The sequence below is a fragment of the Candidatus Rhodobacter oscarellae genome (genome assembly GCF_001078595.1).
In the GTDB taxonomy this organism is placed as follows: domain Bacteria; phylum Pseudomonadota; class Alphaproteobacteria; order Rhodobacterales; family Rhodobacteraceae; genus Rhodobacter_B; species Rhodobacter_B oscarellae.
Map to the genome: position 1 here is coordinate 341,349 of NZ_LFTY01000002.1, position 18,008 is coordinate 359,356.

Consider the following 18,008-nt stretch of genomic DNA (forward strand, 5'->3'; position numbering starts at 1 on the left):
CATGTCTGAGGACACCAGCGAACGCAAAGAATTCGCGGCCTCCGCCCGCAAGCTGAGGAAGATGCGCGAGCAGGGCCAGTTCGCGCAGTCCCGCGACCTGTCGAGCTTTTTTGTGACCGCCGCGGGGGCGGTCTATGTCATCCTGGCGCTGCCGCTTATGGCGAACAAGCTTATGGCTCTGTTTGATCTGGCCTTTCGCGGGATCCAGAACGGGTATTCGGACCGGTTGCTAGAGGTGCTTTTGCTGGATCTGGCGCAGGTGCTGCTGCTGACGCTGCCGATGTTCCTGGCGGTGCTGGTCGCCTCGTTGTTGGCGGGTGGCGTGATCGGGGGCGGGATCAAATTCTCGCCTGCGGCACTGGTCCCAAAGTTTGAACGGATCAACCCGCAGGAGGGCTTCAAGAGGCTCTTTGGCAAGCAGGCGCTCCTGCAATTCCTGATGAGCCTGGTGAAAGTCATCGTTTTTGTGGGGCTCCTGATCGGCTTTATCTATTTCAATCTTGGTTTTCTCACGCGCGGCGGCAATTCCTTTGGCAGTGGAATATCGCTGCTCGTCTACCTGCTGCCGCGGCTTGTCGGCGTGATGATGGCGATCATGCTGGTGATTGGCCTCGTCGATTTCCTGATCCAGCGTGGGGTGTTTCTTGAGAACGCCAAGATGACGCGGACGGAAACCAAGAATGAATCGAAAGAGCAGGAAGGGGACCCGCTGCGGCGGTCCCGTCGCAAGGAGATCGCGCGGGAAGACATCGAGAACCCCACCGGCGCAAGACAGGCCAGTTTCGCGGTTCAGCAAGGGCCTGTCATGGTCGCCTATCGTTGGGTGCAGGGAGAGACCCCGGTGCCGGTTCTGGTGGCCAAGACCAGTTCGGCGGATGGGGTGCGGCTTCTGAGGGGCAATCTTCCGGAACGCGCGCCGGTTATCCGCGACAAGCTTGCGCTACAGCTTGTCCGACCGCCGATTGGCAGCCCGGTGCGGCAGGATGATATCCACCCGCTGGCGCAGCTGATGTCCCGGAATGGGCTGTACTGATGCCTCTAGACGGTCAATTCCCGCAAGACGCTCAGGCGCCCCGCGGCACTGCCATTTCGCAGCTTCGTGGCGACTTCGAAGATCTGTTTGACTTCCTTGGCGTCAATTTCAAGGCTGGAAGCCGTCCTTTGAGCTTCGGCAAGCCGGCCCGCGAGGGCAAGAATAAGCACGTAGTTGCGTTTATACCGTCCCGGCACAATCAACCGGGCGAGCGGGTCCGCCAAGCCAATGGCACGGTCGTAGTCCCCGCCGAGCGCATAGGAAAGCGACAGGTTCGCCACCAATTCACGATCCCCTGGGCGCAGTTCAAGTCCCTGGGAATAGATCGCCTGCGCCTCGACGTGCCGCCCCTGCAGATCAAGCGTCACGCCCAAAGGCGAGAAAGCGGCCTGATCTCGAAGCTCGACCGCATCGCGCAAGAAGGGCTCCGCGCCTTTGAGGTCATCATTGAGCGCCCGCGACATGCCGATCCCGATAAGGGCACTGGAGTTCTCTGGGCTGAGCAGGACAACCTCACGAAACGCGGCTTCCGCGCCCGTCAGGTTGTCGTTTCCAAGCTCATGCCGGCCGAGCTGGTAAAGCGCCTCGACACGCTGCTTCTGGGATGTGGCGGCTTCGGCAGATTGGCGATACACCTCAGCAGCTTCGGCGTTTCTATTCTGACTGGCAAGATTCTGCGCCAGCTCAAGCCGTTGCCGGTGCTCGGAATTCGGGGCAATCCCAAACCGATCAGGGGACTGGGAACAGCCGCTCACCCAGAGCATCGCCGTCAACACCAGACCAACCATTGGGGTCTTGCCTGCGTTTCCGAGACACAAACTCATTCGCCACCTGTCACCAGCTACTGCTCGGGTTCTTTAGCACTATGCCAACGCCGTGTTGAGCAAGTTTTACATGGCTGTGGATTCTATAAAGATTCACCATGTTGCATCGATACGGCACCCCGCTGCTTGGGGGTTTCGGAACAACCGTCATTCTTGACGCGCCACGACAAAGACACACCCGCCCCCCTTCCCATAGAAAAGCCACACAAGGAGACAACGATGATCGCTCACGCATCGAAACTTGCCGCATTTTCAGCCGCAGCACTGCTCTGCGCCAGTCAACTGGCCTCTGCGCAGTCTGAAGTGCTGGACACAGCCTATCCCAAGATCGTTCTGGATCAGGATGTAGACGTGGTGATGCGCGAGTTCTCCAAGGATCTTGATGTCACCGTCGTGGTTGATCGCGAGCTGAGCGGGTCGGTCCGGCAGATGGACCCCAACCTGTCGGCGCGGCGGTTCCTGGATCGTGTCGCCAATGCGCTGTCTGCAACCTGGTTCCACAGCAACGGCTATATCTACATGACCCCGCTCTCGGACGTGGAGCAGATCGTGTTCAATGTGGCGCGCGTGGATCAATCCGAGCTGGATCACGCGCTGAGCTCGCTAGAGCAACAGGGCGCGCGGCCGATTTTGATGTATGGGCCGGGCGGGCGGATCGCCTTTGCATCCGGCGCGCCCAATCTTCTGCGCATCGTGAAGGAAATCGTCGAACTCGAAGGCGGCCGCATCGTCGATGATGAGCCTGAAGCCCAGGTTGCAACGATCGAAGACCCCAAGGGCATCACCATCTTCCGCGGGAGGGTCGCGCAATGATCCCGCAAGCCACAACGCCCAAACTCGATCACGATCTCTATCAGGCGCTGTCAAATGCGCTCTGCCTTGCCGTTCTGGCGGGCCGGCGTGGTCTTACCACGGAATCCTCCAGCGTGTTCTCGGCCTGGAGCAGCTTTGTACCGGGTGACGGGTTGGGCCCGATGGGGGCCGCTCTTGGTCTCGCCGGGCGCGGGGATCGCGAAGGGGCCAAGGAGCTTCTGAAGGCCTGCGCACCGGACATCGCCCGCGCGGAGCTGGTGCAGGAGATCCTCGCTGATCTCGACACGCCCACCGAAAAACCCAAACCGATCCCGCGCGGGCCGGCCAGCCTGCGCAGATTCTAGGAAGTAGAACGACATGAATGATGATCTTCAGCTCTTATGTGAGATTGGATTTGCAAGCGTTCGCCGCGGTTTGCGGCGCGACGCGAGCAGCATCTTTGCAGCTCTGTCGGAAATGCGCCCGGAAAATGCCTGCGGCGCGATTGGTTCGGCGCTCATCCAGGTGAGCCGAGGGGACGTCACCGACGCCATCGAGACCTTGGGACAGGTAGAAGAGACCTGCCAGGAAGCGGTCCACGAGGCAGTCCAGATCAGAAACATGATTGCTGAACTTGCGGAAGCCCGCGCAGCCTGAGCTGCCGGACCGCACATCACGCATAGGAAGGAAGAGACAGATGGTATCAATCCGGTCATCACAATCCTGCGGCGGGCAAGGATGCTCTGGTTCGCATGGCGGAGCAGGACATGCTGGCGGCGCAGGCGGGTCGTTCAGAGCCGGAGGGGCCGGAGGCGCGGGCGGGCATGGACCTATGCCCGGCATCGAACAGATGATGGGCTCCATGAAAGGTTTCATGGGCCCGCAAATGAAGCATATTCTGGACGGTGCCGCACGTAGCTTCGGCGGCGGTGGCGCCGGAGGAGGAGGCGGTGCTGGCGCGGCGCAGGGCGGAGGCGAACCTCCGCGCGCCCTGTTCCTTGGCGGTGGTGCCGAACAGGCTCCTGCGGCTCCCGTGGAAAATGTTCTCGAGATCTTGCAGCAGAACCCGGCGGGCAATGCGCTGGTGCAGGCACTGGCCAGCACCGAGGAAGGCTCGGCCGCGCTGGAAGCGCTGGCGAGCACCCCGGGCGGTCAGGATTCACTGGCGATATTCCTGCAGAGCATCATGCAGCTTCTGCAGCAGATGGGCGGCGGACAGCAACAGGCCCAGGGTGGTCAGCAGTCCGGCGAAGGTGCGTCCGGCAATTTCGCGCAGGCCAGAAGCAGCAGCAATGGCCAGACCCGCAGTGCAACCAGCGGCGGCCCTGGCGCGACGGCAGCGACGGGTGGCGCGGCGAACCAGACCTCTGGTACTGGCGCGGCCTCCGGTGCGCAGGCGCCTCAATCTGGTGCCCAGGGCAACGCCCAAGGGGCACAGGCCGCAATGGGGCCAGAGGAGTTCCGCGAGGCCATCGGCTCTTCTCGCGAAGGCGCCGCTCTGCTTGAATACTTCGATGCAAGCGATGAAGGTAAGCAGCTGCTGAGCGCGTTGCTTGGCGATGAGTCCGGCAAGGGCCAGCAAGCGCTTGTTGCGTTGCTCGAGGGGATCTTGAGCCAACCTGAAGGCGACCCTGAAGACAAAGAGGCCTTCGTCGAAAAAATTCGTGGCTCCAAACATGGCTCCGCCCTGATTGCTGTCGCACAAAAGGCCGGCGCTCCAGGCGCTGAGCTGGCCAAGGACCTCGTCGAAACCAAAGCCGGGCAAACAGGACTGCTTGCCTATATCGCGGCTCTAGACTCCTAATCCACTCCCCCAAAGGAACTCCGAAATGAACGACTTCAATCCTGCCCGTGCGCGGCTGGCCGAATCCGCAATTGGCAATTTCGCGAACCGCTTCGACTCCAAAAGCGCCGGCAATCTGCCCAACAAGGTGGAAGACGCCGATCTGAAGAAACTGATGCAGCTGTTGCAGCAATGGCTGAACGACGCGTCCAAGACCGTGAGCGGCAACTCCGCTGACAAGAAAGAGACGGCGAAGACTGAGGGCGAGACGCCAAAGTCCGAAGCGGACAAGTCCAAGACCTTTGGCAACATGCCGGACAAGCTTGCCGAGAAATGGGCCGACAGAAAGACAGAGACCAAATCGGGCAACAGCGCCAACCCTGTCGCAACGCCGAGATCTGCCGCAAAGGCCGAGACCGACGCCAAAAGCGAAATCCCCGCGGACGACTTCATCGGCGGCATGCGCGAAATCCTGGAACAAGACCTGTCCAGCGATGAGATGATGACCATGATCCTGCAGCTGCTGATGAGCCTGCTGAACGGAGACAAGGGCAACGCATCCAACCCGGCGGAAGCCGCGAAGGATAAGATGGGCAACAAGCCCAATGCCAAGGACGCCAAAGCCTCGAAGACGGGTAACGCGGCCAACAAAAAAGAAGAGGCCGTGAAGGAAACCGCGGCCAAGGGCAAAGGCAAAGCTGCGGACACGCCAGAGGCGCCAAAGGCCAAAGGTACGGATGAAGGCGAAGCCGCCGACAAAGCTGCGGACACAAAGGCGCCTGCCAATGGCGGCTCGGTCGACCTGAAAAAAGCGGACATGCTGGCCGACAAGCTGGGCACCACCATCAACCGCGTGCTTGACCCGGTCGCCGCGGCCAAGCTGACCGCCGTTCAATCTGAACTGCGCACCGCGATCAGCGAAGACAAGCTGGATGCAAAAACTGCACAAGCGCTTGAGGCCAAGCTGGAAGACATCGCTGATGATATGGACCAGCAGGATGTGAAAAAGCACGTCGTCTATCTTGCGGACCAGATCGGTTCACTCGCAACCGAAGGGACCACCCCGACGAAAGCAGCCGAGCAAGGTAGCGATGAAGAGAAAGCCTTCTTTGGTGAGCTGGCTCAGGCTCTGACCGATATTGCCGCCGTCGCGCCAAGCGCTGAGCTGCGCAAGGCCATCGAGGAAGCGGTTGAGCTGCTTGAGACTGCTGTGAACGAGGGTGAGACCCCCGATGCGGCATTGCTCGACCAGATGATCGAAAAGGTCTCGGCGGTCGACTCCCCGGAAGCGGAAGCGGTCATCGACCTTCTGAAAGATACAAAAGACGCCCTTTAAGGCGTCACCTGGTCGGCGCTCTGAAGTGAGCGCCGGCCTTTTTCCCACTGATATGGAAGAAAAAGAGCGACAACATGGAACGGGCTGCCCAAATTTCAGATGCTTCGAGACTTGCTAGAAGCACCTTTGACACGCCGACAGCTGCGAGCTTCCGTGATAGAGCTCCGGCATCTTTCAGAGCTCTGCTCGACGAGCTCAAAGATCGTCCGGCACAAAAGCCAGACACTGTTTCGGAAGCCTTCAAGTCGCTTCTGGGGTCTTCCTTCGCGGATAGCTTGTCGCCCGAAGCCAAGCAACGGCTGAACGCGTTCCTGAAGCTGCTTGGCGGGCAAACGGAAGAAAAAACCGGCAATGCTGCCAATGCCGAAGAGCCCGCCGGTTTTGAGGATCTGCTTGAGAAGGCGAGCAAAAGCCTCAACCCCGAAGCCGGCCCGCCCCCTGCCACCAGTGGCAATCGGGCGAATGGTGCCACCGAAACCGCCGCGCCGCTGGATTCATTCACCCGCATCATCGAAGCCTTCCGCAAGCTGAAAACCACCTTCGGGGCTCCGAAGGACGCCGACAACAAAGAAACCGGCGAGCCTGAGAAGAAGACCGATGAGATCAGCGGCCCCGCCGAAGGTGGCGCCTCCGTTGGAACCGATCTGGCCAATGAAAAGGTCGATATCGAAGGCCTCAACGGCAAGCTGCGGCAGGCGCTTGTAAGTATTTCCGATGAGTATTCCGATGGCTTTGGGGTCTTCACCGAAGACCATATTGCCAATGTCACCGAGGATAACGCCTATTGGGAAAACGAAGGCGACGGGATGAAAATTCGCGACGGGGTCAAACCCAGCGACGCGGTGAAGGATATGTTTGCCAATCCGGATGAATACTCGTTTGAATGTGCCTCCTCGGTTGTTGCCCTGTCGCTGAAGGCGCAGCTGGAGGTGCTCGGAGAGGACCGTTTCAACGAGGTCTACGAAAATGGGCTGGTGATCAACGGTTGGGAAGACAGCGCTATCAGCGGCGCAGAGGTGAACCGACGCGCCGAGCCGGGCGAGACCATCCTGGGCAAGGAAACAGTCAACGGTGACCTGGCGCCATTCTCCTTTGACAGGGGCGATGAGCTGATACCGGGCGACATCTATTATTTTGACCAGGCCGGCGACGCCAGCAGCTATTACCAGGGCTGGAACGTTATCTATCTTGGCGAAACAGACGATGGCAAACATCGTTTCTGGACGATGGAAGGCATCGAAGAGGTCGAACTGGTCGACGAGGATGGCGCGCTGACCCCCAAAGAGGATGACTCTTTGCTCAGCGGCTTCTATCTGGGCGCATCGCGCACGGATCCGAATGGCGGGTACTTCTCCTGAGATGCGGGCCGAAGCGATCCTTTTCATGCTCCGGCAACATCATCGTGATATCGGGGCGCGCTTGAGTGTAGCGCCGTAGTAAGTGGAGCAGGTTTGGCCAGATGGATGTCATATCGTCAGAAACTGCGCGTTGGCGCTTGCTTTCCTTGCAAATGGACGATGCGGACCGACCCCTTGGGTCGGTCACGCTTTTGGACATCTCCAAGGCCACTTCCGGATCCGAAGTCACCCAGCACGCGCTGACATCCTATGACCGGTTGCTGGACCGCTTCTTAAAAGCCTTCCCGGATCCCAAAGCCCTGGTCCAGCTAAGCAGCAATTACGACCCGCGCTGCACCGGGTCATTCGGCTATCTGCTCCGCTCGCAGCCGGATGGGCAGGCGCTTTTGCGGAAGCTGGGGCAGTATGGGTTCCTGTCCACCTCCTTTGAGCGCTTCATGATCGACAGCTCCGGCGAAGATGTGGTGATCCAGCTGATCCGCAATGTGGATATGCGCAATGATGCGGCGGATATCGCGCTCAAATCGGTGCATCTCTACCGCAGCCTTTCCGCCTTCTTCGGGCCCGAAAAGATCCGGCATTTCACGCTGGGCAGCGGCATGGGCCAATATTGCGATACACTGGGGGAATTCATGCAGGGCAATGTCAGCTTCGACGGCATTTGCCCGACGGTCTATCTGGATAAATCGGTGCTGGAAGCGCCGCTGCCGGATCATGACGATATTCTGGCGCAGAGCATTGAGACTCTGGCACAGCGCCTGGGCCAGAAGGACCGCGAGGCGAGCATCACGCAGCAGGTGACCCATTTGTTGCGACCCGATGCCATGGGGGTCAATGCGACCCTATCGGCCGTGGCACGGGAACTGGCAATGAGCGGGCGCACCTTGCAGCGCCGCCTCAGCGACGAGAACGCATCCTTCAATGGAATCGTGGATCAGGCCCGCAAGGAGCAGGCCCTGTCCCTGTTGCTGTGCTCGCCGCTCAGCATCGTTGAAATCGCCGAGGATCTGGGCTTTGTCGAGCTCAGTTCCTTCTACCGTGCGTTTCGCCTTTGGTTTGACAACACGCCAGCCCGCTTTCGGAGTGAAAACCGTCTTGCGACCCGGATGGCGGGCATCTGAAAGGGTGCTGCTGCGGCATCCACTTCGGGCGCGCCAAGGAGTGCTGATATGCGGATTTGAGGCGGCGCGAGGGTGATCCGATACCGCCGCTGCGCGGTAAGCGTTCCATCCCGCGCGCCGAGATCGACGACATCTCGGCGCCGGTCTCCTGGCGGCTCATCTTGACGGCCAGGGGGCCCTTACCAAGGCCTTAACGACGCGTGCGGCGAGTCCGTCACGCAAGCCGCCCGAATCGGGGGTTAACGCCTTATTTTGTAGAGAAATCCGGTGTCGGCTATGCGTCGGCAAAGCGTCGGCCTTGCGTATGGCACCTCGTATGGCAAACAGGTGGGTTAACAGAGCGTGCGGTGGGTGCTTATATGGCGGCTCTGCGGACTTTGTTGCCGTTCGTATTTTGCTGTCGACGGACCGGTCCCAGCCCAAAGCAGTAATTGACATTGCACTGCTCGTGCTTGTTCATGACCCTAGAAATTCAAATTCTTAGTTTCCAAGTTAGGTTGGGGAGATCGTGTGCCAACATTCGAAGAGAATTTCAAATTTGACTCAAGTCCATTTGAGCAATACGTCGCTGAGAATGAACCAGACATCCTCGATTATGCGGTGGTTCCTCCATACTTTGAAGTCGCCAAAAAGCGCGCGCTTACGCCATCCACACATTTGCTATTCGGTGCTCGGGGCGGAGGTAAGTCGGCTACGCGGCTTGCTACTGAGCGAGAGCTTTGGAAACTGCACGCTGATGGCGTAAATGTCCCTCTTGCTGTTCCTTACATCGATTTCTCCAGAGTTCTGGAGCGTGGTACGGTAAACAAAATTTCGTCTGATGATCTGCTTAAGGAGCTATCCTTTCGGGTCATTGAGACACTTTTGCTATGGATCTCCGATCAAGATAGCGCTGAGGACATAGTAGAACTCTTGGTGCCCGAAGAGCTAAATCTGATGGTTGTGCTGGTACAGGCCTTTTACCTGCGAGTCCCCGAGGCAAATCGAAGAGTTAGTCAGGCGCAAGCCATGGCAATTCTTAGGCAAAATTGGAAGAGTCGAACAGCAAATTGGATTCAGAAAAAATGGTCTGCGATTACTGAAATCGTCAGCGAGGTAGCTTCTGGCCTATCAGAGAAACACGCCGATACCGAGAGCATGAAGTCTCAAGTTGCCGAAATGTTCAACGAAAATGGTGCCATTATCTCAGGAACTGCTTTGCTTGCGAAGTTGGTTGAAGTAGCGCGAGTTTTTGGCTTTTCGGGGGTTTCTGTCTTTGTAGATAAGGTTGACGAACATCCTGTGACCCAAAATTCGCCCGAATCCTCTGCGCGCCTTATTTTTCCGTTGCTGTCGCACGTTCAGTTGATGGAGGTAGAAGGCTTAGGTTGGCAGTTCTTTTTGTGGGATAGAGTTAAGGCCATTTTTGCCGATGGTGAGCTTTCAGTTCGGCTGGACAAACTGGCACATAGCGAGGTTTCTTGGACGGTTGAGTTCCTCCGCAAAATGATTGACTCACGTGTGTCCTTTTTTAGTTCAAAATGCCTATCCAGTTTTTCGGAATTAGGTGCCGACGAAACCGTCACTCATGAAAAGATTGGCGAGATCATCGATCTGGCGGTGAAGTCTCCACGCGAAACAATCCGGTTGTTGGATACAGTCGTGCGAGAATTCGACTCCAAGTATTCTGCGCAGGAAGGTCATCGTTATCTCGAGGCCGAAGATCTGGAGAACGGCATGGACAAATACGTATCTGATGTCATTTGGTCGGTATACGATAAAGAAGTCCTTAGTCAGATCCTACGGCTCAACAAATCCACATTCATCAACAAAGAAGTGCAAGCTGCCTTCAAAATCAGTGCTCCCGGCGCGACCAACCGTATCGTAAAATGGCAGGACGCGGGTGCAATAAGTCAAAGCGGAAAGCGGGAAGCGGAAGGCGGAGTAGGAGGCAAGCCGTCCAATGAGTATTCAATAGCGGACCCGCGTATTGTACGCCTGATGGAAAGAAAGCTGTATGACGAAAAGGTTCTAACAGAGGCACCCATTGAGGCAGAAGAGTAGTCCCGTCCTTTACCGACGGAATTTTGTGGACCCGAGTGGACTTTGCAAACTCCGCTCCCGGCGCCTTGCAGACGTTTAGGCAAAGCAAAGCATCGGTGACTTTTGGAATCCAAGCCCACCTTGCCCCCGCCTCAGATGTAGGAACCCCAATGCGTCCTTGAACCGCGAAAGAACGCTTGTGGCGACGGTGCGGGGCGCGGGGCGATCGGGGACGGGTTACCCGCCGGTATGGCTCATATGCCGTGAGACCTGGCCGTCCGCCCGCTGGCGGGAATAGTCGAAGTCGTGGCCCTTGGGCTTGAGCCCGATGGCCTTGTGGATCGCCTCCACCAGCGGCGCGTCGCTCTCGGACGACCGCAGCGGCGCGCGCAGGTCCATCATGTCCTCCTGGCCCAGGCACATATAGAGCTGTCCGGTGCAGGTCAGGCGCACGCGGTTGCAGCTCTCGCAGAAGTTATGCGTCAGCGGCGTGATGAAGCCGATCTGCTGGCCGGTCTCCTCCAGCCGCACATAGCGCGCCGGGCCGCCGGTCTTATGCGCAAGCTCGGTGACCCGGTAGCGCTGCGCCAGCTGCGCCTGGATCTCGGAGACGGGCCAGTACTGCCCCACGCGGTCCTCGTTGCCCAGATCGCCCATCGGCATGACCTCGATCCAGGTCAGGTCGATGTCGCGGCCGGCGCACCATTCGGTGAGGCTGAACAGCTCCTCCTCGTTGAAGCCCTTCAGCGCCACGGCGTTCAGCTTGACCCGCAGGCCCGCCTTCTGCGCCGCGTCGATCCCCTTAAGCACCTGGGGCAGGCGGCCCCAGCGGGTCACGCGGGCGAACTTCTCCTCGTCCAGCGTGTCCAGCGAGACATTTACCCGGCGCACCCCCGCCGCATAGAGGTCATCGGCGAAGCGCGCCAGTTGCGAGCCGTTGGTGGTCAGCGTCAGCTCCTGCAGCGCGCCGCTCTCCAGGTGCCGGGTCATGCCGCGAAAGAAGGTCATGATCTCGCGCCGCACCAGGGGCTCGCCGCCGGTGATGCGCAGCTTCTCCACGCCCAGCCCGATGAAGGCCGAGCACATGCGGTCCAGCTCCTCCAGCGTCAGCAGCTCCTTCTTGGGCAGGAAGGTCATGTTCTCGGACATGCAGTAGACGCAGCGGAAGTCGCAGCGGTCGGTGACCGAGACGCGCAGGTAGGTGATGGCGCGGGCGAAGGGGTCGATGAGCTGCGGCGTGTTCATGAAGTTTAACCTAGGGCGGGCGGATGACCGCGACAAGCACATTGGCACAGTTGATTGGTAGACAATTTGACCGTAACGTCCGGGGCATGCGTTTTTACCTTGCCCTCCCGCTGATCCTTGCCGTGTCCGGCTGCGCCGATCTTAGCCCGCAATTCCTCGACCGCTTCGGGCGCGACAGCCCCCGCGCGGAGCCGCGGGTCTTCGTGCCGCCGCCGCGCGCCGAGCGGGAGCCGGCGGTTCTGGGGCCTGACGGGACCGAGCTGGCCTCGGTCACGCCGCCGGTGGAGCCGGCCCCGCCGCCGGTCACCGCCGCGGACGGGCGCCTGGGCACCACCATCGCGTCGCTTGGCGACCCGGTGGCGGAGGGCTTCTGGCTGAAGACCCCGCTGGTGAGCACGGTGCGCCAGGGGCGGGTGGTCTATGAGAGGACCGGGCGCTCGGTGCAGGTCGAGCTGCGCCCGTCGGGCGGCGCGGGTGGCAGCGGTAGCCAGATCTCGCTGGCCGCGATGCGGCTGTTGGGCGCGTCGATCACCGACCTGATCGAGGTGGTTGTCTTCGAGAATTGAACGCGCGTTCAGATGTTGGTTGTGGACTGGAGTGGGCGTTGGCTATCTGGCGCGCGCCCTTTCACAACGCTTGCCGACACCAGATACAACGGGATTTACATAGAGCGACCGCCCGAGCTTGCCTCGGGCTGCGGCCGACCTCCCCCAGGAGGCCGCAATTGCAACCGCGCATCTAGTTGAAACGTTTCGATTTCCAGAGATGATGTGATTGATTGGCCTGATGCGCAAGCGACCTCCAGGTCGGCCGCAGCCCGGGTTGTGCGAGCGTCACCGTAGAGGCCCCGGATCAAGTTAGGGGCGGGTTTCTTATGACCACCCCAGACCATAGCTTTCGCTGATCAACGGGGCTTCCATTCCCCGTTCCAAGCCATAAGAATGGCGCCATGACCAGACGTGTTTTGCCTCACCTGGGCGACTGGGCCGCTATGCGCGCCGGTTTCTCCTGGGACATCCCCGCCGCGTATAACATCGCCGAGCGCTGCTGTGACAGCTGGGCGGCGCGCCAGCCGGACCGGGTTGCCATTGTGGACCTTTCGGGCGGCGCGCGGGCCGAGTGGACCTATGGCCAGCTCAAGCGCGCCAGCGACGGCCTGGCGGCGAGCCTGCGCGCGCGCGGCGTGCGGCAGGGCGACCGGGTGGCGGTGCTCTTGCCGCAATCGCCGGAGGTGCTGATCACCCACCTGGCGGCGCATAAGCTGGGCGCGATCATCCTGCCGCTGTTCACGCTTTTTGGGGCGGACGCGCTGGCCTACCGGCTGGCCGATAGCGGCGCGGCTGCGGTGGTGACGGACGCCGCGAACCTGGATAAGCTGATGGCGTTGCGCCCGGAGCTGCCTTCGCTAAGCGAGGTCTACTGCACCGATGCCGCCGCAGAACCGGTGCGCGCCTTCTGGGACGAGATCGAGGCCGCGCAGGGGCTGACCCCTGCGCGCACCGGGGCCGAGGACCCGGCGTGCCTGATCTACACCTCTGGCACAACCGGCGATCCGAAGGGCGTTTTGCACGCGCAGCGCTTTCTGATCGGGCATCTGCCCGCGATCGAGGCGCTCTACGGGGGCTTTGCGGGCCCCGGCGCGGTGGGCTGGACCCCGGCGGATTGGGCCTGGATCGGCGGGCTGATGGATTTGGCGATGCCATGCCTTTACTACGGCGTGCCGCTGGTCAGTCACCGGATGCGCAAATTCGACCCCGAGGCGGCGTATGACCTGATGCGCCGCGAGGCGGTCAGCGCCGCGTTTCTGCCGCCCACCGCGCTGAAACTGATGCGGCAGGCGCCCGCGCCCAAGGGCCTGGCGCTGGAGGCGGTGTTCTCGGGCGGGGAGAGCCTGGGCGCGGACCTGCTGGGCTGGGGCACAGAGGTGCTGGGGGCGCCGATCAACGAGGGCTATGGCCAGACCGAGTGCAACCTGGTGCTGGCGACCTCGGCGGGCTCGATGCCGGTCAGGCCCGGCAGCATGGGCCAAGCGGTGCCGGGCCACGACGTGGCGGTGATCGACCCCGCCGGGCAGGAGCTGCCCGCGGGGGAGCTGGGCGAGATCGCCGTGCGCAAGGGCACGCCGGTCATGTTCCAGCGCTACTGGAACAAGCCCGAAAAGACGGCCGAGAAATTCGTCGGCGACTGGATGCGCACCGGCGATCTGGGGCGGCGCGACGCGGATGGCTATTTCTGGTACGAGAGCCGGGACGATGACGTGATCACCTCGGCGGGCTACCGGATCGGGCCGACCGAGATCGAGAACTGCCTTGTGGGGCACCCCGATATTGTAAACGCCGCCGTGGTGGGCGTGCCGGATCCCGCGCGCACGGAGGCCGTGAAGGCCTATGTGGTGCTGCGTGAGGGGGCCGACTGGGAGGGGCTGCCTGCCGAGCTGGTGGAGCGCGTGCGCGCCCGCGTCAGCCCGCATATGGCGCCGCGCCTGGTCGAGCGCATCGACGCGCTGCCAATGACGGCCACCGGCAAGGTAATGCGCCGCCAGCTGCGCGAGCAATCATAGGGCGGCGCAAGGCTATGTCACCTAGGAGACGCTGGTTTGCTCGCTCTGTGCGCAAAACCTCCGGTTGTGACGCATGTTAACCATAATTCTCTCTACATATGTAGATTTATTAACCTAAGGGTGCAAAAGATTTTGGCGCCTCCCGTGATTTCGCATACCAAGGCGCGAGTTGCCGGTTAAGGATTGCAATCCTGCATTGTCTTTCCCGGGCTTGCTTTGGTTTAGTTCTTGTCAGGTCAGTCAACATATGTGGAAATAACTATATGGAAATGCTCGAAGAGCGGATAAAATCAGCATTAAAAGCGAAAGGCGTGTCCCTTTCGCGGGCCTGCCGAGAGGCGGGCGTTAACTATAAGACACTGCACGCGCAGCTTACCCACGGGCGCGAGATTCCGTTCCCCACGATAGATAAGATCAGTCGCTATAGCGGGCTGCCGCTGGAATACTTCTCGGATTTCCGCCCGAACGTGGCGATCCGCTCGCCGGAGGGCAGCTCGGAGTTGCAGCAACGCGTCGCAAAAGCGCTAGAGATCGCGGTGCGCGAACAAAGCATGGATATGATGCGGGCCGGCTACTCGATCGGGACCGATGACGTGCTGGATTGGCTGCGCGCCAATGGCGGCGTGATCCAAGACTTTGACGGCATCCGGCAACATGTGGACCTGTACCACCAAGTGATCGGCGCGGATTACGGCCTGCGCCCGCACCAGATCGGCACCTACAGCCTTGCCACGCGCAGCTTTGGCGCCCAGGATGAGGACCACTACCAGCAGATCGTCAACGGTTTTGACAAGGGCCTCATTGAATCCGTTGTGGCCGATCACATGGAGGCCGCCTCGCGCGATTACCTATTGTCTGACCGGGCGATCAAGGTCCTGATCGCGGGCGAGCACGTGGCGGTTGCTTACCGCCGGCTCATCGCGCCGGTGCGGGACGTATATGGCAATAAGTTCAACCTGGTGTTCGCGCGCCGCATCTACGGGTCACCAGAAATGCGAGAAGCTCTCGAAGTCGATCGCGACTAGAACGTGATCGTTCCGCCGCCCCTCAGGAATGGGATCATGCCAGGTGATCGCATCGGTCACGTAGTAGTTAAAGCCATAGTCGGGCACCAGGCGCCGATGCTGATAGTCCACAAAGGCATAGATCCAGTCGAAGTCCCATTCCAGCACCGCGAGCGCCTGCGCAAGCTGGAAGAACGCACTGCGAACGGTGACATTGCTGCGCGCCGCCGGGTTTATTTGCAGATCCCCCATGTAGATCAAACGACCAGAGATGCGGTCCGTGGGCCGTGCCACGCTCTTTATGGGGTCGGTTTCGCGGTTGTACTGGGCCTGCGAGGTGCGCCGTAGGTAGTTCTCCAGGCTCTCTCCTGCCAAGTCGTAGTAGCGGGCCGCGCACCCGCCGACACAATCGTCTCCCTGCATCAGAAAGAGCCAGAACGCGTTGGATCTTAGGAAGTCGTTGCGGTGCAGGTCGAGCATGGGCGTGCTCTTTTCCCGGCCTGTTGCCGCGACCAGCGCAGGAACCTCGTCGAAATCTTCGGGGACATAGACGTCCAAGCCACGCGCATTCAGCTGGCGCAGGTGCTCCTGAGCCATTCGAGACACCCGCATTCGCAGCCGTTCGATCCCGCGCATCAAACTCTACACCTGTTGAACGTTGAGTACGTAAAGTCGGTAAATCTGGCGCAGTCAACCGGTGTGATGGTGATTATTACGCGAAAATTGAGCCAGGTGCTCGCGTCAGGGTCAGCCCGTCGCCCGTGTGCGCCTTGTTGTCCGAGCACGCGCAGCCGGAGTCCGTCGCGCCCGGATACCCGTCCGTATGTGGCTGATATCACTGTATTTAGCATAAATCAGAAAGTTATCCACAATCATTAGTAGCATTCATTAACCATTATGGCTAAACTTCCACGCAATGTTAACAAAACGAGTTCAATGATATGGCGCGCAAGGCAACAACCCGCAAAAAACCCACCAGCTCCGCCGCAAAGGCCAAACCCGTGGCGCCCGAGGCAGATCCAGTACCGCAAGAGCCGCAGGCGAAACCCGAGATTCTGGACGCCCCGGAGCTGGTCACGGCCCTGGGCAAGCGTGAGTTAATCGACCGCGTGGTGGAGAGCTCTGGCATCAAAAAGAAGGCCGCCAAGCCCGTGGTCGAGGCGATGCTGCGCGAGCTTGGGGACGCCTTGTCGCGCGGCGATACCCTTAATCTGCAGCCCTTTGGCAAGGGCATCGTCAAGACCCGCAAGGTGCTGGAGAACGCCGAGGTGATCGAGCTGCGGCTACGGCGCTCGCACCTGGCCATGGCCGCTGCGGCCGCGGCAGAGGCCGGCGACACCGCCGACGGGGCAGATGACGCATCGGACCCCCTTGCGGAGGCCGCAGAGTAGCGCTAAACCGCCGCCCGATGGGTGATTAGCTCAGTGGTAGAGCGCTTCGTTCACATCGAAGATGTCAGCGGTTCAAATCCGTTATCACCCACCATTCAAGCTTTTGCGTTGCCTTGGGCTGGTTGCGGATCTCTCCGCAGGCCGGATATGCATGACGTGGATTGTCCAACGCCGCAGCCGGAGCCGACGCGCCGGTCCGGGATGCTTGCAAATGGTGCGTGAATGAAAAACGATTGGCCTGAGCTATTCGTGCTGCGGCACGGGCAGACGGAATGGAACGCAGCGGGGCGCCACCAGGGGCGGTTGGATTCGCCCCTGACCGAGACGGGCCTGGCCCAGGCGGCGGCGCAGGGCAGGCTCCTGCGCGATGCTGGCTTGGCCGACCGCGGCGTGCGTGCCTTCGCCTCGCCGCAGGGTCGCGCCTGGCGCACCGCCGAGATCGCGCTGGCCGCGGTTGGGCTGACCCCGGTGGCCGATGACCGCTTGATGGAGGTCGGATTCGGCGCCTGGGAGGGCAAGACCCGTGCCGAGATCGAGGCCGGCTGGCCCTGGTCCGACGATATACAGGACTTGATGGAGTGGACCTTCTCGGCGCCGGGCGGGGAGAGCTATGACGCGATGTGCGCCCGTCTGCGCGCCTTCCTTGACGATCTGGACGGCCCCGCGGTGATCGTGGCCCATGGGATCACCTCGCGGGTGCTGCGCGGGCTTTGGCTGGGGCTGGACCTGCCGCAGCTCGCGGACCTGCCGGGCGGGCAGGGGGTCGTCTACCACCTCAAGGGCGGCGAGCAGGTGCGGCTGGGGTAGCGCGCGCGCCCGCCGCGCAGGTCACCAGAGCACCCGCGTGATCTTCGGTTCAGGCGCCAGCGGCGGCAGCCCGATATCCTTGGCCATATGCGGGTCGCGGCGCAGCTCGCGCAGCAAGCGGCGCTCTTCGTACTTTCTCCAATTCTTACGTAATCCAAGCATCTTCTTTCTCCTTGATTTCTGTTCCGATGATTCGCACTGTGCTTCCTCAAGTGGACTTGAGGTCAAGGAGTTTGCGATATGAAGAAAGCGGTGCCGAATGACCTGAGCGTGGGCGAGATGGCCGCCCGCGCCGGGGTCGCCGTGTCGACCCTGCATTACTACGAGGCCGAAGGGCTGATCGAGAGCTGGCGCACCCCCGCCAACCACCGCCGCTATGACCGGCGCGAGCTGCGCCGCGTGGCGATCATCCGCATCGCGCAGACCCTGGGCATCCCGCTGGCGCAGGTGCGGCCGGTGCTGGACAAGATCCCGCGCGGGCGCACCGTGAAGGCGGCGGAATGGGCCGCGGCCTCTGAGGTCTGGGCCGAGGAGCTGGATGACCGCATCGAGATGCTGCTGCGCCTGCGCCAAACATTAGGCCATTGCATCGGCTGCGGCTGCCTTTCGGTCGACAACTGCCCGCTTTACAATGCGGGCGACGCGATGGGGGACAACGGCCCCGGCCCGCGCCGCTGGACCGGCGCGGCAGAAGAACGCGCCGACCCCCCTTGATCCGCGCCAAAGCCTGGC

The 18,008-nt window shown here is 61.0% G+C and carries 19 protein-coding genes and 1 tRNA gene; 16 read left to right on the plus strand and 4 right to left on the minus strand.

What is annotated here, in order from left to right; all coding sequences use genetic code 11:
* The first annotated feature begins 1 nt into the window (after position 1).
* Positions 2-1,033 carry an EscU/YscU/HrcU family type III secretion system export apparatus switch protein gene (locus tag AIOL_RS06715; protein ID WP_049642280.1) on the plus strand — a complete coding sequence of 344 codons (1,032 nt, stop codon included), beginning with the start codon at positions 2-4 and terminating at the stop codon, positions 1,031-1,033.
* 5 nt (positions 1,034-1,038) lie between these two features.
* Here the strand turns inward: AIOL_RS06715 and AIOL_RS06720 are convergent, their stop codons facing one another.
* Positions 1,039-1,821, minus strand: a complete 783-nt coding sequence (locus AIOL_RS06720) for a tetratricopeptide repeat protein (RefSeq protein ID WP_049642281.1) — start codon at positions 1,819-1,821, stop codon at positions 1,039-1,041.
* A gap of 255 nt (positions 1,822-2,076) precedes the next feature.
* Here AIOL_RS06720 and AIOL_RS06725 point away from each other — a divergent pair, with 255 nt between their 5' ends.
* The 8 genes from AIOL_RS06725 (at position 2,077) to AIOL_RS06760 (ending at position 10,290) form a co-directional block, all read left to right on the plus strand.
* Positions 2,077-2,670 (plus strand): hypothetical protein, encoded by a 594-nt coding sequence (locus AIOL_RS06725; protein WP_152912404.1) that lies wholly within the window; start codon positions 2,077-2,079, stop codon positions 2,668-2,670.
* Positions 2,667-3,014: a hypothetical protein gene (locus tag AIOL_RS06730; protein ID WP_049642283.1), complete on the plus strand. Its 348-nt coding sequence runs from the start codon at positions 2,667-2,669 to the stop codon at positions 3,012-3,014. The genes AIOL_RS06725 and AIOL_RS06730 overlap by 4 nt, the downstream gene beginning before the upstream one ends.
* A gap of 13 nt (positions 3,015-3,027) precedes the next feature.
* Complete coding sequence (locus AIOL_RS06735) at positions 3,028-3,306, plus strand: hypothetical protein (protein WP_152912405.1); 279 nt, start codon at positions 3,028-3,030, stop codon at positions 3,304-3,306.
* 175 nt (positions 3,307-3,481) lie between these two features.
* Positions 3,482-4,453: a hypothetical protein gene (locus AIOL_RS06740; protein ID WP_049642285.1), complete on the plus strand. Its 972-nt coding sequence runs from the start codon at positions 3,482-3,484 to the stop codon at positions 4,451-4,453.
* 25 nt (positions 4,454-4,478) lie between these two features.
* On the plus strand, positions 4,479-5,768 hold the full coding sequence (locus tag AIOL_RS06745; RefSeq protein ID WP_049642286.1) for a hypothetical protein: 1,290 nt from the start codon (positions 4,479-4,481) through the stop codon (positions 5,766-5,768).
* Between the two features lie 74 nt (positions 5,769-5,842).
* The gene (locus tag AIOL_RS06750) at positions 5,843-7,126 is read left to right on the plus strand and encodes a hypothetical protein (RefSeq protein ID WP_152912406.1); all 1,284 of its coding nucleotides are present in this window, start codon (positions 5,843-5,845) and stop codon (positions 7,124-7,126) included.
* A gap of 257 nt (positions 7,127-7,383) precedes the next feature.
* The gene (locus AIOL_RS06755; RefSeq protein ID WP_160314420.1) at positions 7,384-8,247 is read left to right on the plus strand and encodes a helix-turn-helix transcriptional regulator; all 864 of its coding nucleotides are present in this window, start codon (positions 7,384-7,386) and stop codon (positions 8,245-8,247) included.
* 510 nt (positions 8,248-8,757) lie between these two features.
* The gene (locus AIOL_RS06760) at positions 8,758-10,290 is read left to right on the plus strand and encodes a hypothetical protein (protein WP_152912407.1); all 1,533 of its coding nucleotides are present in this window, start codon (positions 8,758-8,760) and stop codon (positions 10,288-10,290) included.
* A 216-nt stretch (positions 10,291-10,506) separates the two neighbouring features.
* Here the strand turns inward: AIOL_RS06760 and moaA are convergent, their stop codons facing one another.
* Positions 10,507-11,514 (minus strand): GTP 3',8-cyclase MoaA, encoded by a 1,008-nt coding sequence (gene moaA, locus AIOL_RS06765; protein WP_049642290.1) that lies wholly within the window; start codon positions 11,512-11,514, stop codon positions 10,507-10,509.
* An 86-nt stretch (positions 11,515-11,600) separates the two neighbouring features.
* Here moaA and AIOL_RS23925 point away from each other — a divergent pair, with 86 nt between their 5' ends.
* The 3 genes from AIOL_RS23925 to AIOL_RS06780 all read left to right on the plus strand — a co-directional run bounded on the left by AIOL_RS23925 (position 11,601) and on the right by AIOL_RS06780 (position 15,099).
* Complete coding sequence (locus AIOL_RS23925; RefSeq protein WP_053101207.1) at positions 11,601-12,080, plus strand: hypothetical protein; 480 nt, start codon at positions 11,601-11,603, stop codon at positions 12,078-12,080.
* A 383-nt stretch (positions 12,081-12,463) separates the two neighbouring features.
* Positions 12,464-14,074, plus strand: a complete 1,611-nt coding sequence (locus AIOL_RS06775) for an AMP-binding protein (protein WP_049642291.1) — start codon at positions 12,464-12,466, stop codon at positions 14,072-14,074.
* Between the two features lie 311 nt (positions 14,075-14,385).
* Positions 14,386-15,099, plus strand: a complete 714-nt coding sequence (locus AIOL_RS06780; RefSeq protein WP_049642292.1) for a hypothetical protein — start codon at positions 14,386-14,388, stop codon at positions 15,097-15,099.
* Here AIOL_RS06780 and AIOL_RS06785 read toward each other — a convergent pair.
* Entirely contained in the window at positions 15,058-15,675 is a 618-nt protein-coding gene (locus AIOL_RS06785) for a hypothetical protein (RefSeq protein WP_049642293.1), read from the minus strand. The two genes, AIOL_RS06780 and AIOL_RS06785, sit on opposite strands and share 42 nt — an antisense overlap.
* A 404-nt stretch (positions 15,676-16,079) precedes the next feature.
* On the opposite strand from AIOL_RS06785, the gene AIOL_RS06790 reads away from it, so the two are divergent.
* The 3 genes from AIOL_RS06790 (at position 16,080) to AIOL_RS06800 (ending at position 17,276) form a co-directional block, all read left to right on the plus strand.
* Positions 16,080-16,469: an HU family DNA-binding protein gene (locus AIOL_RS06790; RefSeq protein ID WP_235438917.1), complete on the plus strand. Its 390-nt coding sequence runs from the start codon at positions 16,080-16,082 to the stop codon at positions 16,467-16,469.
* Positions 16,470-16,488: 19 nt separating this feature from the next.
* Positions 16,489-16,563, plus strand: a tRNA-Val gene (locus AIOL_RS06795).
* A 128-nt stretch (positions 16,564-16,691) separates the two neighbouring features.
* Positions 16,692-17,276 (plus strand): histidine phosphatase family protein, encoded by a 585-nt coding sequence (locus AIOL_RS06800; protein WP_049642295.1) that lies wholly within the window; start codon positions 16,692-16,694, stop codon positions 17,274-17,276.
* Positions 17,277-17,297: 21 nt separating this feature from the next.
* Here the strand turns inward: AIOL_RS06800 and AIOL_RS25455 are convergent, their stop codons facing one another.
* Complete coding sequence (locus AIOL_RS25455; protein WP_160314421.1) at positions 17,298-17,438, minus strand: hypothetical protein; 141 nt, start codon at positions 17,436-17,438, stop codon at positions 17,298-17,300.
* 78 nt (positions 17,439-17,516) lie between these two features.
* Between AIOL_RS25455 and soxR the strand changes: the two genes are divergently transcribed.
* The gene (soxR, locus tag AIOL_RS06805) at positions 17,517-17,990 is read left to right on the plus strand and encodes a redox-sensitive transcriptional activator SoxR (RefSeq protein WP_049642296.1); all 474 of its coding nucleotides are present in this window, start codon (positions 17,517-17,519) and stop codon (positions 17,988-17,990) included.
* Positions 17,991-18,008: the final 18 nt, after the last annotated feature.

Bases quoted from the DNA above. Each gene is read 5' to 3' on its own strand.
- AIOL_RS06740 (WP_049642285.1), top strand. From the start codon at position 3,482: ATGCCCGGCATCGAACAGATGATGGGCTCCATGAAAGGTTTCATGGGC.
- AIOL_RS06715 (WP_049642280.1), top strand. From the start codon at position 2: ATGTCTGAGGACACCAGCGAACGCAAAGAATTCGCGGCCTCCGCCCGC.
- AIOL_RS06730 (WP_049642283.1), top strand. From the start codon at position 2,667: ATGATCCCGCAAGCCACAACGCCCAAACTCGATCACGATCTCTATCAG.
- AIOL_RS06800 (WP_049642295.1), top strand. From the start codon at position 16,692: ATGAAAAACGATTGGCCTGAGCTATTCGTGCTGCGGCACGGGCAGACG.
- AIOL_RS06775 (WP_049642291.1), top strand. From the start codon at position 12,464: ATGACCAGACGTGTTTTGCCTCACCTGGGCGACTGGGCCGCTATGCGC.
- AIOL_RS06725 (WP_152912404.1), top strand. From the start codon at position 2,077: ATGATCGCTCACGCATCGAAACTTGCCGCATTTTCAGCCGCAGCACTG.
- soxR (WP_049642296.1), top strand. From the start codon at position 17,517: ATGAAGAAAGCGGTGCCGAATGACCTGAGCGTGGGCGAGATGGCCGCC.
- moaA (WP_049642290.1), bottom strand. From the start codon at position 11,514: ATGAACACGCCGCAGCTCATCGACCCCTTCGCCCGCGCCATCACCTAC.
- AIOL_RS23925 (WP_053101207.1), top strand. From the start codon at position 11,601: ATGCGTTTTTACCTTGCCCTCCCGCTGATCCTTGCCGTGTCCGGCTGC.
- AIOL_RS06720 (WP_049642281.1), bottom strand. From the start codon at position 1,821: ATGGTTGGTCTGGTGTTGACGGCGATGCTCTGGGTGAGCGGCTGTTCC.
- AIOL_RS06745 (WP_049642286.1), top strand. From the start codon at position 4,479: ATGAACGACTTCAATCCTGCCCGTGCGCGGCTGGCCGAATCCGCAATT.
- AIOL_RS06750 (WP_152912406.1), top strand. From the start codon at position 5,843: ATGGAACGGGCTGCCCAAATTTCAGATGCTTCGAGACTTGCTAGAAGC.
- AIOL_RS06735 (WP_152912405.1), top strand. From the start codon at position 3,028: ATGAATGATGATCTTCAGCTCTTATGTGAGATTGGATTTGCAAGCGTT.
- AIOL_RS06785 (WP_049642293.1), bottom strand. From the start codon at position 15,675: ATGGCTCAGGAGCACCTGCGCCAGCTGAATGCGCGTGGCTTGGACGTC.
- AIOL_RS25455 (WP_160314421.1), bottom strand. From the start codon at position 17,438: ATGCTTGGATTACGTAAGAATTGGAGAAAGTACGAAGAGCGCCGCTTG.